At 67.7% G+C, this 16,051-nt stretch carries 14 protein-coding genes; 4 read left to right on the forward strand and 10 right to left on the reverse strand.

Features of this window, described 5'->3' with window-relative positions:
- Position 1: 1 nt before the first annotated feature.
- Entirely contained in the window at positions 2 to 463 is a 462-nt protein-coding gene (locus HTS88_RS10080; RefSeq protein ID WP_246256158.1) for a PaaI family thioesterase, read from the reverse strand.
- A gap of 145 nt (positions 464 to 608) precedes the next feature.
- Here HTS88_RS10080 and paaZ point away from each other — a divergent pair, with 145 nt between their 5' ends.
- The gene (gene paaZ / locus HTS88_RS10085) at positions 609 to 2,720 is read left to right on the forward strand and encodes a phenylacetic acid degradation bifunctional protein PaaZ (RefSeq protein WP_174177937.1); all 2,112 of its coding nucleotides are present in this window, start codon (positions 609 to 611) and stop codon (positions 2,718 to 2,720) included.
- A 284-nt stretch (positions 2,721 to 3,004) separates the two neighbouring features.
- Positions 3,005 to 3,400, forward strand: coding sequence for a VOC family protein (locus tag HTS88_RS10090; protein WP_229675165.1), 396 nt, complete (start codon positions 3,005 to 3,007; stop codon positions 3,398 to 3,400).
- 107 nt (positions 3,401 to 3,507) lie between these two features.
- On the opposite strand, the gene HTS88_RS10095 is transcribed toward HTS88_RS10090, so the two are convergent.
- The 5 genes from HTS88_RS10095 to HTS88_RS10115 form a co-directional block, all read right to left on the reverse strand.
- Positions 3,508 to 3,813, reverse strand: a complete 306-nt coding sequence (locus HTS88_RS10095; protein WP_174177942.1) for a hypothetical protein — start codon at positions 3,811 to 3,813, stop codon at positions 3,508 to 3,510.
- Positions 3,814 to 3,825: 12 nt separating this feature from the next.
- The gene (locus tag HTS88_RS10100; protein ID WP_174177943.1) at positions 3,826 to 4,935 is read right to left on the reverse strand and encodes a S1C family serine protease; all 1,110 of its coding nucleotides are present in this window, start codon (positions 4,933 to 4,935) and stop codon (positions 3,826 to 3,828) included.
- Between the two features lie 83 nt (positions 4,936 to 5,018).
- Positions 5,019 to 5,636, reverse strand: a complete 618-nt coding sequence (locus HTS88_RS10105) for a TetR/AcrR family transcriptional regulator (protein ID WP_174177945.1) — start codon at positions 5,634 to 5,636, stop codon at positions 5,019 to 5,021.
- A gap of 67 nt (positions 5,637 to 5,703) precedes the next feature.
- Positions 5,704 to 7,071 carry a phenylacetate--CoA ligase PaaK gene (gene paaK, locus HTS88_RS10110; protein ID WP_174177947.1) on the reverse strand — a complete coding sequence of 456 codons (1,368 nt, stop codon included), beginning with the start codon at positions 7,069 to 7,071 and terminating at the stop codon, positions 5,704 to 5,706.
- Positions 7,072 to 7,077: 6 nt separating this feature from the next.
- Positions 7,078 to 7,608 (reverse strand): hotdog fold thioesterase, encoded by a 531-nt coding sequence (locus HTS88_RS10115; RefSeq protein ID WP_174177949.1) that lies wholly within the window; start codon positions 7,606 to 7,608, stop codon positions 7,078 to 7,080.
- A 353-nt stretch (positions 7,609 to 7,961) separates the two neighbouring features.
- Between HTS88_RS10115 and pta the strand changes: the two genes are divergently transcribed.
- Positions 7,962 to 10,040 (forward strand): phosphate acetyltransferase, encoded by a 2,079-nt coding sequence (gene pta / locus HTS88_RS10120; protein WP_174177951.1) that lies wholly within the window; start codon positions 7,962 to 7,964, stop codon positions 10,038 to 10,040.
- 100 nt (positions 10,041 to 10,140) lie between these two features.
- On the opposite strand, the gene HTS88_RS10125 is transcribed toward pta, so the two are convergent.
- Complete coding sequence (locus tag HTS88_RS10125) at positions 10,141 to 10,446, reverse strand: hypothetical protein (protein WP_174177953.1); 306 nt, start codon at positions 10,444 to 10,446, stop codon at positions 10,141 to 10,143.
- 135 nt (positions 10,447 to 10,581) lie between these two features.
- Between HTS88_RS10125 and HTS88_RS10130 the strand changes: the two genes are divergently transcribed.
- A complete protein-coding gene (locus HTS88_RS10130; RefSeq protein WP_174177955.1) occupies positions 10,582 to 11,748 on the forward strand; it encodes an acetate kinase in 1,167 nt (388 codons plus the stop codon).
- 68 nt (positions 11,749 to 11,816) lie between these two features.
- On the opposite strand, the gene HTS88_RS10135 is transcribed toward HTS88_RS10130, so the two are convergent.
- The 3 genes from HTS88_RS10135 to HTS88_RS10145 all read right to left on the reverse strand — a co-directional run bounded on the left by HTS88_RS10135 (position 11,817) and on the right by HTS88_RS10145 (position 15,972).
- The gene (locus HTS88_RS10135; RefSeq protein WP_174177957.1) at positions 11,817 to 13,013 is read right to left on the reverse strand and encodes an FAD-dependent oxidoreductase; all 1,197 of its coding nucleotides are present in this window, start codon (positions 13,011 to 13,013) and stop codon (positions 11,817 to 11,819) included.
- A 5-nt stretch (positions 13,014 to 13,018) separates the two neighbouring features.
- The gene (locus HTS88_RS10140) at positions 13,019 to 13,225 is read right to left on the reverse strand and encodes a hypervirulence associated TUDOR domain-containing protein (protein ID WP_104184611.1); all 207 of its coding nucleotides are present in this window, start codon (positions 13,223 to 13,225) and stop codon (positions 13,019 to 13,021) included.
- A 146-nt stretch (positions 13,226 to 13,371) separates the two neighbouring features.
- Complete coding sequence (locus HTS88_RS10145) at positions 13,372 to 15,972, reverse strand: AMP-binding protein (protein ID WP_174177959.1); 2,601 nt, start codon at positions 15,970 to 15,972, stop codon at positions 13,372 to 13,374.
- Between the last annotated feature and the right edge of the window lie 79 nt (positions 15,973 to 16,051).

Here is a 16,051-nt window from a genome sequence, read left to right on the forward strand (position 1 = left end):
ATCAGGCGGGGCCGGCAGGCTCCTTGTGGCGACGCATCAGCAGGTTGGTGATGCGGAGGGTGCAGAGCCGCTGCCCCGCCTCGTTGGTGATCAGCACCTCGTGGGTGGTGAGCGTGCCGCCCAGGTGGATGGGCGTGGCCGTAATGGTGATCTGCCCTTCCCGCGCGGAGCGGTGGTGGGTTGCCGAAACATCCACGCCCACCGCCGTCTTGCCCAGGGTGCTCGCATGGATCACGGCCGCCCAGGAACCCACCGCTTCGCCCACGGCCAGCGACGCCCCGCCGTGGAGCAGCCCGAATGACTGCCGGTTCCCCTCCACCGGCATGGTGGCCACCACGCGCTGGACGGACTCCTCAATAATCTTGACGCCCATCTTCTCGTCCAGTTCGCCGAGGGTGATCTTCCACAGCTCGTGCGCCGAAGGGTTGCTCTCGGCAGCATCCATGGGTGATGGGGCGCTCATAAGTTCTCCTTTTGGTGGCCGAATACCGTCCTGGCCTCCTAGTGTGCAGCACGGCACTTCATGTATGGTGAATATATTACCGAACGGACGGTCAGTAATGACTCGTCCTGTTTGCCTGCCCCTTTGTTGGAAGGACCCGTCAACGATGACCACCACAGCCACAGCTCCCCAGGCCACGGTCGACACCGTGGAGACAGTGCCCAGCTTCATCATGGATGCGTGGTGGACGCCCGACGCCGGAGCGGCAGCTTCCGCAACGCCGGTCCGGGATGCGAGCACAGGGGAGGTCCTGGCCAAGGTGAGCACCGAGGGGCTGGACCTGGCCGCCGTCGTTGACTATGGCCGCACCACCGGCCAGAAGGAACTCGGCGAGTTCACCTTCCACCAGCGCGCCCTGAAGCTCAAGGAGCTGGCGCAGTACCTCAACGCCCGGCGCGAGCACTTCTACGCCTTCTCCGCCCAGACCGGCGCCACCAAGGTGGACTCGATGATCGACATCGACGGCGGCATCGGTGTCCTGTTCACGTTCGGGTCCAAGGGCCGCCGCGAGCTGCCCAACTCCCAGGTGGTGGTGGACGGGCCCATGGAGGTGCTGTCCAAGGACGGTTCCTTCGCCGGTGAACACATCTACACCCGCATCCCCGGTGTGGCCGTGCAAATCAACGCCTTCAACTTCCCCGTCTGGGGCATGCTGGAGAAGTTCGCCCCGGCCTTCCTCGCAGGCGTCCCCACCATCGTCAAGCCCGCCACCCCCACCGGGTACGTTGCCGCCGCCGTGGTCAAGGCCATCGTCGAGTCGAACATCCTGCCCAAGGGCTCGCTGCAGCTGATCTCCGGCTCCGTCCGAGGGCTGCTGGACGTCCTGGACTACCGGGACCTGGTGGCCTTCACCGGCTCCGCATCCACCGCGCTTTCCCTGAAGTCGCACCCCAACGTGGTGCAGGGCGGGGTCCGGTTCACGTCCGAGACCGACTCCCTCAACGCCGCCATCCTCGGGCCGGATGCCGTGGAGGGAACCCCGGAATTCGACGCGTTCGTGAAGTCCGTGGTCACGGAGATGACGGCAAAGGCGGGCCAGAAATGCACCGCCATCCGCCGCGCCATCGTGCCGCAGGAGATGGTTCCGGCCGTGTCTGCCGCCATCGGCAAGCGCATCCAGGAGCGTGTGGTCCTCGGCGACCCGCGCGCGGACGGCGTCACCATGGGCGCGCTCGCCTCGGTGGAGCAGCTCAAGGATGTCCGGGCGGCCGTCCAGACGATGCTGGACAACGGCGGTGAGCTGGCCTACGGGACGCTCGATTCGCCGTCGGTCACGTCCGCGGACGGATCCACGGGCGTGGTGGACGGCGGCGCGTTCATGGCTCCTGTCCTGCTGAACTGGCAGGACCCCGAGGCGGAGGAAGTCCATTCCCTGGAGGCGTTCGGTCCCGTGTCCTCGGTGATCGGGTACAAGGACCTTCCCGACGCCGTCCGCCTCGCCGCCCGCGGCGGCGGCTCCCTGGTCGCCTCGGTCTGCACCAACGATCCCGCGGTGGCCCGGGAATTGGTCACCGGCATCGCCGCGCACCACGGCCGTGTACTGATGCTCAACCGCGAGGACGCCCGTTCGTCAACGGGCCACGGTTCGCCCGTGCCGCACCTGGTCCACGGCGGGCCCGGACGTGCCGGCGGCGGTGAGGAACTGGGCGGCATCCGGTCGGTCATGCACCACATGCAGCGCACCGCCATCCAGGGCTCGCCGAACATGCTCACCGCCGTCACGGGTGTGTGGCACGCGGGCGCGGACCGCAACTTCACCGTCGAGACGGAGGGTACCCACCCGTTCCGGAAGTCGCTGGAGACCCTGAGGATTGGCGACGCCGTCCGCTCCGACCTGCGCCAGGTCACCCTGGAGGACATCACCGCGTTCGCCAACTCCACCGGCGACACGTTCTACGCCCACACCAACCACGAGGCCGCGGAAGCCAACCCGTTCTTCCCCGGTATCGTGGCGCACGGCTACCTCCTGCTGGCCTGGGGTGCCGGCCTGTTCGTGGAGCCGGCTCCGGGTCCCGTGCTGGCCAACTACGGGCTGGAAAACCTGCGGTTCATCACCCCCGTGGCGGCGGGCGACTCCATCCGGGTGACGCTCACCGCCAAGAAGATCACCCCGCGCGAAACCGACGAGTACGGCGAAGTGGCCTGGGACGCGGTGCTCACCAACCAGAACGACGAGATCGTGGCCACCTACGACGTCCTTACCCTCGTCGCCAAGTAGCCCCGCAGCCAAGTCACCCACCTGGCACGCTCTCTCACTTAATGCCGGTTTTATCGTGACGCTCTCTCACCTAATGCCGGTTTTTCGCCAACGCTCTATCACTCGCCCCTAGTAGGTGATAGAGCGTTGGCGATTTATCAGCATCAAGTGAGAGAGCGTTTGGGGATTTGCGGCATCAAGTGAGAGAGCGTTTGAGGCTGGACCGGGCAAGGAGGCGGCCGGTTCTTTTTGGCGGGCGGAGGCGTAAAATTTTGCCCGTAGGAGGTGGCCACATGAACCTAAGAATGAACACAGCCACAACCGTCCTGCCAGTCGATGATGCAGCGCGCGCCCGAAGGTTCTACACCGAAAAGCTCGGACTCCCGCACCGCGGCATGACAGACGACGGAAGCGAATTGCTCGGCAGCGACGGCGGCCCCATGCTGCAGCTGATGCCGGTCTCGGACGGCAAGCACTCCGAGCACACAGCCCTGAGCTTCGAGGTCACGGATATCGAAAAAACGGTCCGCGACATGGAAGCCAGGGGGGTCGCGTTCCAGGACTACGATCTGCCCAACCTGAAGACACAGAACCACATCTGCACCACCGACTCGGAGAAATGCGCGTGGTTCATGGACACCGAACACAACATCCTGTGTGTCCACGAGAAGCTCGGGGTCCAGGCAGAATACGAACTCTAGCCACACCGATGAAACACATGAAGGGGCGCCCCGGAATTCCGGGACGCCCCTTTCGCCGTGCTGGCCGCCTGCTGTGTTAGCAGCCTGCCTGCCCGCCGGCCGTGAAATCAGGACTCGGCGCCGCCGTGCAGGCTGTCGTCGCTGCTGTCATCCTCACGGCCGGTGCCGTGCCCGCTTTCGCTCTGGTCCGAGAGGTCCATGTTGCCCCGGGCCTCAGCCATGGTGGGGCCGCCGGAGGGGACGCTGTAGGTGTCCGGGCGGATGCCGTGGGACTGTTCCTCGATCAGTGCCTGCTCTTCGCTGAAGCGGATCACGTTGGCCTCATCGCCGGCGTCGCCGGGAACGTCCTCACGGACCTTCGAGGGGTCCGGAATGATGTATCCGGCGTCTGCTTCGTCTTTGGGGTGGCTCATTTTCTTACCTTCCTATCGGGTGTTACTTGTGGGCCGCGCGATGAGGTCCGCCTTGAGGTCAAGGCTCTGGTCCTGCCGCTTGACCTTGAAGCCTACGGTATCGCCGGGGTTGCGGTTCCGGAGTTCCGCCAGGAGCTTCTCCGGAGCGGTGAGGTCCACGCCCTCCAGGGACTCGAGGACGTCACCCGGGCGGATGCCCGCGCGTGCCGCCGGGCCGTCGTCGTCCACTGCCAGGACCACGACGCCGGTGCGTGCGTCGATGCCCAATTGGCCGGCGATCTGCGGGGTCAGTTCCCCCGGGGTGAGGCCCAGGTAGGCGTGCTCGGCAGTGCCGTCCGCCAGCAGTTCCTCGGCGACCTCCACGGCCGTGGCGGCCGGGATCGCGAACCCGAGGGCCACGGCCCCGGCTGACGGGGGAATGTAGGCCTCGCTGATGCCGATGATTTCACCGCGCATATTGATGACCGCTCCGCCGGAGTTGCCCGGGCTGATGGGGGCGTCGGTCTGGATCAGGTCCACCAGGGAGAGGCTGTTGGAGGCGGAACCGGGAATGGACCGGTGCAGTCCGGAGATGATCCCGGCGGTGGCGGTGTTCTCGAAGCCGAGCGGGGAGCCGAGCACCACGGCGCCCTCGCCGACGCGCGGGAGGTTGGTCTGGTAGACGGGTTTGGGCAGGCCGGTTCGGTTGGCCTGGACCAGTGCGAGGTCCGTGACGGGGTCGGTTGCCCTGACGGTTCCCTCCACCCGCTGGCCGTCCGCAAAGGCCACCTCAACGCGGGTGTTGCCCCGGACCACATGCTCGTTCGTCAGGATCAGGCCGTCCTCGGAGTAGACCACGCCGCTGCCCAGGCCGCCGTCCGTGAAGATGGTGACCACGGACGGTGCGAGGTTCTCCACCAGCTGGGGGATATCGCCCTCCGCAGCCGGCGCGGGGGCCGGCGCCGCTGTGCCGTCAGGCGTGGCCGTGGACGTCGGCCCGGGGCTGGAGGAGCCGCTGGGGGCCGGGGGAGGCGTGGAGCCGGTGCAGCCGGTGAGGGCCAGGGATACCGTGAGCAGTGCTGCCCCCGCGGCGGTCCGGAAGCGGTCCGGACGTGGCAGCGCCCGGCGGGTGACGGTATTCATGGACGGCCTCCTCCGGGTCCTGGCTGGTTTCTACCACCGTAGCCGGGGATCGGAGAAAATACCAAGCACCCTTAGTATCTATCTCAGTGCTGGGTGGAGTGCAGCCCGTCGAACGCCATGGTGATCACGTCGTCGGCGAGCCGTTCGGGGGAGAGGGAGCCGCCCGGCTTGTACCATTCCACGATCGAGTTGATCATGCCGAACAGCAGCCTGGTGACGGTCCGCGGATCGATGTCCTGGCGCAGCGAGCCTTCGTCGCGGGCTGCGGAGATCAGTGCGGCCACCTTGTGGTCGAAAGTGCGCCGACGCTCCAGGGCGTCCCGCTCGATCTCCGTGTTCCCGCGCAGCCGCAGGAGCAGCGTGACGAACGGCAGCCGGTCCACCAGGACGGCCACGGTCTGCCGGAGCACGAACTCCAGGCGGGCATCGGCCGCGCCGGACGTGGCGGCAGGCTCTTCCAGGATGGCCTCAAGTCCGCCGAGGGCGTGCTCCAGGGCGAGCTTCAGGAGGTCGCCCTTGGACGGCACGTGGTGGTAGATGGCGGACTTGGAGATGCCCAGGTTGTCCGCAAGGATGCCCATGGACGTTGCGTCGTAGCCATGACGGTTGAAGACGTCGACGGCGATGCGCAGCACCGACTGCTGGTCGTATCCGGGGCGGCCGCGCTTGGCTGTGCTGGCTGTATCAGTGCTGCTGGGCATAGTGGCTAGTTTCTCATGAACGGTCGGTCGGGTGGCGCAGCCCGGAGCCTGCGCCACCGCTGGATGACTACGCCTTAGGGCGCAGGTCGTAGATGCGCCGCAGCTTGCCGTTGGAACGCTCCAGCGAGCCCGGCTCCACTACGTCGACTGCGCACGAAGAACCCACGTGGATCTTGATCTGCTCCTTCAAGGCGCGCGCCGCCGTCGTGCACTGCTCAACGGTGACGCTTTCCCGGCGCTCGATCTTCACCGTCATCTGGTCCATCCGCTGGCCCTCGGGCCGGGTGAGCTCCAGCTGGAAGTGCGGGCTGAGCTCGGGGATGCGGAGCGCAATCTCCTCGATCTGGGACGGGAACACATTCACGCCACGGAGGATGATCATGTCGTCGCTGCGGCCGGTGATGCGTCCCATCCGGCGGTGCGCGGGGCGGGCCGTGCCGGGGAGCAGGCGGGTGAGGTCCTTGGTGCGGTACCGGATGATGGGCAGCGCTTCCTTGGTGAGGGACGTGAACACCAGTTCGCCGTGCTCGCCGTCGCGCAGGACGTTCTCCTTGCCCACCTCCGGGTTGAAGGCGTCGATGATTTCGGGGCGGAAGTGGTCCTCCCAGATGTGGCTGCCGTCCTGGGTCTCCACGGCCTCGCCGGCCACACCGGGTCCCATGACCTCGGAGAGCCCGTAGATGTCGCAGGCCTTGATGTTCATGGTGACCTCAAGTTCGTGCCGCATCTCCTCGGTCCACGGCTCGGCGCCCAGCACCGCGTACTTCAGCGAGGTGGAGGCGGGGTCGATGCCCATGTGCGCCATGGCGTCCGCGATGGTGAGCAGGTACGTGGGGGTGGCCAGGATGGCGTCCGGCTTGAAGTCCTGGATCAGCTGGATCTGGCGTTCGGTCTGCCCGCCGGAGATGGGGATGACGGTGCAGCCGAGGGCTTCGGCGCCGGCGTGGGCGCCCAGGCCGCCGGTGAACAGGCCATACCCGTAGGCGTTGTGGACCTTCATGCCCGGGCGGATGCCGGAGGCGCGGAAGCTGCGGGCCACCAGCTTTGCCCAGTCCGCCAGGTCCTTTTTGGTGTACCCGACCACCGTGGGCCGGCCCGTGGTGCCTGAGCTGGCGTGCACGCGGGCAACCTGGTTTTGCGGGACGGCGAACATGCCGAACGGGTATTCCTCGCGCAGGTCGTCCTTGGTGGTGAAGGGGAAGTTGCCCAGGTCGCTGAGTTCCCGGAGGTCGTTCGGGTGGATGCCGGCGTCGTCGAACTTGCGCTTGTACAGGGGCACGCGCTCGTAGGCGTAGGCAACGGTGTGCTGCAGGCGGCTGAGCTGCAGGGCCTCGAGCTCGTCGCGGGACATGGTCTCCTCGCGGTCCAGGATGACGTTAGTGCCTGCGGCCGTTGCAGCGGCAGCGGCGGGGGTTTCGGGGGCATGCAGGGTCATGGTTTCCTACTTCTTGGGGATGGTGCGGCTGCGTCCGCGGAACTCGGCAATGAGCTCGCCGGGCTGGGCTGAACGGGGCGGTATTGAACTGGGCTGGGCTGAACCCGGCTGGGCCGGGGTGGGCTGGCCCGCGGGGGAGGGTGCAGCGTCAGGCTGTGCATCCGTGGCGAAAATCTGGATGTCGTACAGCCCGCTGCGTCCGGCGCTGGAGCGGCGGTCCGCCACCGCGGTCAGCACCTGGCCGCGGAAGGCCGGCTTGAGGAAATTGATGTCGACGCCGGAGGCCACGGTGATGCTGTTTTCCTCGCCGGGTGCCTGGACGGCGGGGTTGCAGGCGAGGGCGAACGCGGTATCACCGAAGGCGAAGATCATTCCGCCGTGGGCCATGCCGAAGCCGTTGAGCATTTCCTGCCGGAGGGTCATCCGGATGGTTGCGTGGCCGTCGCTGATGGCGAGGACTTCAATGCCCATCCACTCGGAGGCATAGTCGTTCTCCAGGATCTGGTGTGTGGGCCCGGAAAGGGTGGTTTCAGCCATGCGTCATTGCCTCCAGCTTTATTTACCGAATGTTCATTAGGTAATCCCATGGAGGGGTCCGGTGTCAAGGGCCGGGCGTCACGGCCGGGCCGTTCCTGCCCACTTGCTCCGGCGGGACTGTGCGCCGGAGCCGGGACACGCCGTCGTGCCCGGCGCGCCGGAGGGGGTGCGGAGAAGCAACCGGGCTGGAACATACGACGGCGGCACGCACCGGCCGCCGCCGGCCCGGCGGATGTGCAGTGTCACCGCCGCCGTGCCCATCACCACAGGCCCGGCAGGCTCACACGCTGCCGAAAGCCCGTCACGAAGTGCAAGGATGGAGTAACCGGCACCAGCACAGCAAAGGGCGGACCATGGCCAAAGGCATCTACGTCAGCGCAACCACTCCCGGATCGGGCAAGTCACTCGTGGCCCTGGGCCTGGCGGACACCCTTCACCGGCATGCGGACAGGATCGGCTTCTTCAAGCCCGTGGTCCATGGCCCGGACGCCGCGGCCGATCCGATGGTCGCACTGATGAAATCCCGATTCGCGCTGGAGGACGAGCGCTGCCGCGGCGGCCTCACCCACGAGGAAGTCCGGACCCTGCTGGCCGAGGGAAACCGGGCCGAGATCGACGCCCGCTGCGTGGAAATCTTCGCCGACATCTCGCGGCACTGCGATGTGGTGATCGTGGAGGGAACGGACCTGGTGGGCCAGGACTCCGCCGTCGAATTCGACCTCAACGCCCGCCTGGCCAACAACCTGGCCGCCCCCATCGTGGCGGTGGTGGGAGCCAAGGGGCGGACCGTCGCCGAGGCCGCGGCCGCCGTCGAGGTTGCCCGGAAGGAACTTGCCGCGGAACGGTGCTCCCTGCTGGCCATCATGGTGAACCGGGCGGACCCGGCGGACCTGGATGCGATCGCCGCTGCCGTGAAGCCCGGCGCCTCCAGGCGGCCCGTGTACATCCTGCCCGAACTGGAGGCCATCGCGCGGCCCACCACCGGCGAGGTTGCAGCGGCGCTGGGCGTCCGCCAGATCGCCGGGCGGCCGGACATGGAACGCGACGTCAAGGACATCAAGGTGGCCGCCATGAACGTGGGCAACTTCCTGAACGTGCTGGACGAGGGAGCCCTGGTGATCGTCCCCGGCGACCGAGCGGACGTGATGGTGGCGTGCCTGGCTGCGTCCTTCTCGCCGGAGTTCCCGGTGGCCTCCGCGCTCATCCTCACCGGCGGGCTCGCGCCGGACGCCAACATCTATCCGCTCCTGGCGCAGGCCCCGTTCCCTGTCTTCGCGGCGCGGGAGGACACCTACACCACCGCCCGCCGGGTTTCTGAGGTCCGCAGCGAGATCTGGTCCGGGCATCGCCGCAAGGTGGCGTCCGCCCTGGGCCTCTGGTCCCGCCGGGTGGACGAGGCCGAACTGGTGGAACGCCTGCACCTGCCCCGGGCCGAGCGGATGACGCCGCTGCGCTTCCTGCACGACCTTATAGAGCGCGCCCGCTCGCAGCGCCGGCACGTGGTCCTGCCGGAGGGAACGGACGTGAGGATCCTGCGCGCGGCGGAGATCCTGCACCGGCGCGACGTCTGCGACCTCACCGTGCTCGGCCCCGAATCGGAGGTCCGCGAACTGGCGGCCGCCCGCGGCATCGACCTGTCCGGCATCAACATCGTTGACCCGGCCACCTCGGACCTGCGCCAGAAGTTCGCGGAGAAGTATGCGGAACTGCGGGCGCACAAGGGCGTTGACCTGCCCAAGGCCCTGGAGATCATGCAGGACGTGAGCTACTTCGGCACCATGATGGTCCAGCTCGGCGTGGTGGACGGCATGGTGTCCGGCGCGGCCCACACCACCGCCCACACCATCCGGCCCGCCCTGGAGTTCGTGAAGACGCGCGAGGGCGTGAAGATCGTGTCCTCGGTGTTCCTGATGCTGATGCCGGACCGGGTGCTGGTGTACGGCGACTGCGCCGTGAACCCGGACCCCAACGTGGAGCAGCTGGCGGACATTGCGCTGGCGTCGGCGGAAACCGCGGCGCAGTTCGGCGTGGAGCCGCGGGTGGCCATGCTCTCCTACTCCACCGGCGGTTCCGGCTCGGGTGAAGCGGTGGACGCGGTGCGGCAGGCCACCGAACTGGTCCGCCAGCGCCGCCCGGACCTCGCCGTCGAGGGCCCCATCCAGTACGACGCCGCCGTGGACGCCTCCATCGCGGAGTCCAAAATGCCGGGCTCCTCGGTTGCCGGGCAGGCTACAGTGTTCATCTTCCCGGACCTCAACACCGGCAACAACACCTACAAGGCGGTGCAGCAGAGCTCCGGGGCCGTGGCCGTCGGGCCCGTCCTGCAGGGGCTGCGGAAGCCGGTCAACGACCTCTCCCGCGGCTGTACCGTGGAGGACATCGTGAACACCGTGGCCATCACCGCCATCCAGGCCCAGGCCCCAGCCTCCTAGGCCGGCGTCCCGGGACACAACCCAGCCGACACAAAGGGCGACGGCGGCACCCTCCGTGGGTGCCGCCGTCGTACTTTGTCTTGAGGTTCTTAGCGCCGCGTCAGCTGTTGTCCGGCTTCGCCAGGCTGGCCGGGTCCTCCTGCTTGGCGGGCTCATCGGACAGGCCCTGCGGGGTGAGGTCCAGGTCCTCGGTGTTCTCCGGGGCTTCGGGTGCCTCACCGGTTTCCTCAGCTTTCAGGGCGCCCGTGTCGTCCAGGGCAGGGTTGGCGCCTTCCACCACTGTGGGGTCCTTCTTGCCGGAACCGGAAGCGGTGTCCGAATCCGCCTGCGGATTCAAAGGCGCGGTGCTGCTGGATCCCGTGTTGGTGGGGTCGTTCTCGTCGATCGAATTCGGCTCGTTCGTCATGGAAGTGTCCTCTCGGGCGTGGTCCAGCTCGTGTGCCGACTCTAGGCCCCCGCCTCGCCTGTCCGCAAGAAACCTCCACTGCGGCCCGCCTATAGTGGGGTTTGAACCGCAGAAGCAAGGCTCAGGAGGCCCCACATGCTCGTGCTCGTCATCAACTCCGGCTCGTCCTCGCTCAAGTACCAGGTGCGCGACGTCGCCGCCGGGACCGTCCTGACCGAGGGGCTGATCGAGAAGATCGGCATGGGCAACGGTGGTGACGGGGATGGCGAGATCGAGGGCCCGCGGGACCACGCCGAGGCGCTGGAACAGGTGGATGCCGCCATCCACCAGGAACTCGGCGGCCTGGAGCTGGCCGCGGTGGGGCACCGGGTGGTGCACGGCGGGGAGCGCTTCGCGGAGCCCGTGCTGATAGACAACGAGATCACCCGCGCCATCGAGCGCCTGAACCCGCTGGCGCCGCTGCACAACCCCGCCAACGTCCTGGGGATCCGGGCCATCACCAGGAAGTGGCCGGACATGCCCCAGGTCGCCGTGTTCGACACCGCGTTCCACCGCACCCTGCCCGAGCACGCCTGGCGCTACGCCGTCCCGGACGAGCTCTACACCAACCACGGCATCCGCCGCTACGGCTTCCACGGCACCTCGCACGAGTATGTGACCCGCCGCGCCGCCGCGCTGCTGGACCTGCCCGTTGAAGAGTTCGACGGCGTCATCGCCCACCTGGGCAACGGCGCCTCCGTTACGGCCATCCGCGGCGGCAACTCCGTGGACACGTCCATGGGCTTCACGCCGCTCGAGGGCCTGGTGATGGGAACCCGCTCGGGCGACCTGGACCCGTCCATCCTGGTGTTCCTGGGCCGCGCAGGCTGGACCCCGGAGGACCTGGACACCATGCTCAACCGCGAATCCGGGCTGAAGGGCCTGGCCGGCAACAATGACATGCGCTCGGTGGTGGAGGCCTCCGAGTCCGGCGATGCCAAGGCTGCCACGGCGCTCGCCGTCACGTCCTACCGGCTGGCCAAGTACATCGGCGGGTACCACGTGGCCGTGGGCGGGGCGAAAGCCCTGGTGTTCACGGCCGGCATCGGCGAGAACTCCCACCAGTTCCGTGCGCTGGTGGCAGACCGGCTGGGCGCCCTGGGCGTAGAGCTCGACGCCGGCCTGAACGCCGAGCGGTCCAGGGATCCGCGCGTCATTTCCACGGCCGGGTCCGCCATCCCCGTCCTGGTGGTTCCCACCGACGAGGAGCGCGCCATCGCGGAGGCGACGGCCGCCGTCGTCTCCTCATCGGGTGCTCCGTAAGTGCCGTTTGCGGCGCCCAAAACGGCATTATTGGAGCACTCGATGGGGTTCCCGGGACGCACTGTCCCCTACGCCCGGCCCTTGAGGATCAGGTTCCAGTAGACCTGGGGGAAGATGTCCCGATCCACCACCCAGGACAGCTTGCTCTCGTTCCAGGTGGGCACCCGGGGAATGGTGGGCATGGGCCGGTAGCGGTCGTCGAACTCCGCGAACACCACCGTGTCCCGCGACACCGTGAACGGGCATACGGAGTAGCCGTTGTACTTTGCGCGCAGCGGCTTCCCCTTCCTGGCGGCGACCAGGTTCTTGGCCAGCACCTTGGTCTGCTTCCGGAGGGCGCCGCCGGATTTTGAGTTGGTGGTCGCGGCCGCGTCCCCCAGGGACCATACGTTCGGGAACCGGATGTGGCGGAGCGTCTGGCGGTCCACCTCCACGAACCCGCCAGTGTCCCCGGCAGCAGGCAGGTCCGTGGCCTTGAGCCAGTCCGGTGCCGACTGCGGCGGAACGGCGTTCAGTACGTCGTAGTGGATGCTTTCCTCTGCCGCGGTGGAGATGTCCCGAATGACGGCGTTCCGGCCGGCCGGGTCCACGGAAACCAGTTCGCTGTTGGTCCGCAGTTCAATGCCGTACTCCGCGATCTTGCGGTCCAGTTCCCGGTCAATCTCGGGTACCCCGAACACTGTGGGGTAGGGCTGGACCATCACCACGCGGATCTGGTCCAGCACGCCCTGTTCCCGCCAGTAGTCGCAGGCAAGGTACATGGGCTTTTGGCTGGCGCCGCCGCATTTGATGGGCCCGGCCGGCATGGTGAAGACGGCCGTTCCTGACGTGAGCCCGCTCAGCAGGGTCCAGGCTTTTGGTGCCAGCTCGAACTCGTAGTGCGACGCCCCGTGCAGTGAATGCACGGCCTCGGCAAGGCCCGGCACCTCGTCCCAGTCGTACTGCAGGCCGGGGCACACCACCAGCTGCCCGTAGGACACGGTCGAGCCCGAGGCCAGGCTGACGGTATTGGTGTCCGTGTCCACCCCCACGGCGCCGTCCCGGATCCAGGTGACGCCCTGGGGCATCACCGATTCCTGGGAGCGGACGGCCTCCTGGGCCTGGGCGCGGCCGCCGGCAATGTGGGAGAACAGCGGCTGGTAAAGGTGGTGGTCCTTGGGCTCGATGACGGCCACGTCCCTGACCCCGTAGCGTTCCAGGCGGGCTGCCAGGGAAACGCCTGCGTTGCCCCCGCCGATGATCACCACTTCATGCTGCGTGGCCACGGGCGCTACTTCTTTTCGGTCAGGGCAGAAGCCTTGTGCGCGGCCCGGGCTCCGGTCTTGGCGGATTCCACCACGTACTGCGGCTCGTCCTCGCTGGCACGGTGCGTGTGTCCGTCCAGCTCAAAGTCGCTGGTCTTCTTCTCAACGATCTTTCCGTGGGTCATGCCCTGCGACGTGTTCCATTCGACGGACGTTCCCTTGCGTAGCGGCATGCCTGCTCCTTTGGTGGGGTCCGGGACGTGGCGGTCTCCGGTTGGAATACGGGTGCTCCACAATAGTAAGCACGGTTAGCTTCTCCGGGTACTGCCGCGGCTAGAAGGTGGGGTGACGACGGCGGGAGGCGGCCGCCGTCGTCACCTCACCGCCGTGCCAGGTAGCGGGTTGCTGCCCCGGCCGCCCTGTTGCACAGGGCCCAGTAGGCCACTCCCGCGGCCAGTGAGCCGGCTACCGCCAGCGGCACGCTGATGCCGGTCAGCAGGGGGTAGACCAGCCAGTGGACAAGGTAGATGTGCATGGAGGCGCTGGCCAGCAGGACTACCAGCCGGCTCAGGGCGCGCGGCACCGGGAGGGTGGGCAGCCAGGCGAGCATGAGGATTCCGGCCATCACGGTGAGGTCCCGGTAAGGGTTCTCGAAGAATCCCGGGACGGTGAGGAGCGTCAGGGCGGTGACGGTGCAGCGCTGGGCGAGGGTGCGGGAGCGGGCCACCACCCACCCCAGGGCGAACAGCCAGAAGGCAGGGACGGTGTGGGGCACGCCGGGCTCTATGAGCTCAAAGCGGGTGAGCAGTCCGCCGCCGAACAGGACCAGCGGAAAGACGAACGGGAACAGGCGTTCGGCGCGGTGGAGCCAGGGGAGGGCGAGCAGGGCCGTCATCGCCAGCAGGATGTAGACCATCACCTCGATGAACCAGAAGTGCCACTGCGTGGTCACCTGCTCGGGGCCGAGGACGGCGTTCAGGAGCACGATGTTCACCAGGCCGTACCGGTCCGTGGCCAGGTAGGCGAAGGCAATGAACACCATGCTGGGCACCGCGATCCGGGCCACGCTGGTGAGCTGGCGCCGCAGGCGGGGAAGCCCCTCGCCGGAGAGCTGGAAGCGGGCGAAATTGAATCCCGCCGCGGCGAACAGCACGTGAGCCATGCCCTGCCAGCTGAAGAGGCCGATGTGGGTACTGGCAATCAGGAAAATCCCGACGGCGCGGAGGACGAGGCTGGTGTCCATCGGGGCCAGGAGGCGGGCGGTCCACGGGCGTACCGGCTTCTCACCTTGGCGCCCGTCCGCAGGCATGTCCGGGTGCCCGTTCCTGTTCCTGTCCGGCCGCGGTTTGAGGTTCCGGACCGGCGTCACGTGCCAGTCCGGCGGCAGGTGCCCCAGCACCTGCTCGAGCCGGACTGAGGCGGCCACGAAGGACAGGGAGTCGCCGCCGAGCGAAACGAACGTGTCGTCGTCGGAAATGTCCGTCAGTTCCAGCGTGTCCTCGAAGATCCGCCTGACCGTGTCCGGCTGCGTGGTGCTGCCGGGCCGGGCTGCGGCGCCGGATGCGTCCCCCGCGGACTCAGCGGCTGCGGCCGGACGGGAGGGGTGTGCCGGCGGCAGGGCAGCCACGGCCGGATAGTCCACTTTGCCCGTCCCTAGGCGGGGGAGCTCCTCCACGGCATGGAGGTCGACGGCGGCCCGCGGCAGTCCCAGCCCCTGGGCCAGGACCTTGGTGAGCAGGTGGGTGTCGTGGTCCCCTTCGACGGCGACGACGAGCCGCTGGTCCGTCCCGGCGCTCGCCGCTACCACGCCGAGATCCGCCAGGAGGCGTTCCACCTGGCCCAGGTCCACCCGCAGCCCAACGATCTTGACGAACCGGCTGCGGCGCCCGCACACCTCGTAGAGGCCGGCGCTGTTCTTCCGGGCGAGGTCGCCGGTGCGCAGTTCGGTGACAGTGCGGCCCAGCGCAAGGTCGCCAGGGCTCTCTGCATAGCCCAGCATCACGTTCGGGCCGCTGTACACGAGTTCGCCGTCGGCAAGTCCCGGGACGGGCTCGATCCGGAAGGTTCCGCCGGGAACGGGAACACCGATTGCGCCGGGATGGTCGGTTGCCAGGTCCGGCGGCAGGTAGGCCATGCGTGCGGTGGCCTCCGTCTGGCCGTACATGACGAACAGGTCCCAGCCCCGCTCCCGGCCCAGTTCGGCATACTGCCGCACCGAGTCCGGGGCAAGCCGGCCGCCGGCTTGGGTGACATAGCGCAGGGCGGGCAGGTCCATGTCCGCGAAGCCCACGCGCTCCAGCAGTTCGAAGGTGTAGGGAACAGCGGCGAAGGCGGTGGCGCCCTCCCGCCGGAACAGCTCCCAGAAGCACGGATCCACCACGGACAGCCCGGTGAGGACCAGGCCTGCGCCGCGCAGGAGGTGGCTGTTGATGACGGAGAGCCCGTAGCAGTAGGACATGGGCAGCGTGGTGGCGGCGCGGTCGTCCCGGGTGATCTGCAGGTAGGTGGCGATGGATTCGGCGTTGGCCTGGAGGTTGGCGTGGGAAAGCCTCACCAGTTTGGGGGAGCCCGTGGACCCGGAGGTGCTGAGGAGCAGGGCGAGGTCCGGATGCAGGGTGTGCCGCGTGCCGGGCCGGCGTTCGTCCAGGACGCACTGCCCGTCGGCCGAGCGCACCACGACGTCGGGATCGTAGGCGGCCACCAGGGACTCGAGGGCCGCCGGCTTGTCCTCCGGAAGGAGGATCAGCGGGTGGCCGGAGGCGAGGGCTGCCAGGTAGGCAACAACGGATTCGACGTCGTTGGAGGCAGCGAGCGCGATCAGGCGGCGTTCGGTGCCAAGCCTTCGGGCGAAGCTGTCCACCCGGTCGGCAAGGTCCCCGTAGGTGAGGGTCAGTCCGTCGGTGATGATGGCAGGCCTGTTTCCGTAGCTCGAAAGATCGGCAGCGAAAGGTACCCGCGCGAAATCAAGCTGCGTGGTCATCCGACGATGGTATTAGCTAAGCCTCACCTAAGTAAAAACCACTGTTATAGACCATCCGGTGGAGAAATAATCGGTTACC

Source organism: Pseudarthrobacter oxydans, assembly GCF_013314975.1.
GTDB classification, from domain to species: domain Bacteria; phylum Actinomycetota; class Actinomycetes; order Actinomycetales; family Micrococcaceae; genus Arthrobacter; species Arthrobacter oxydans.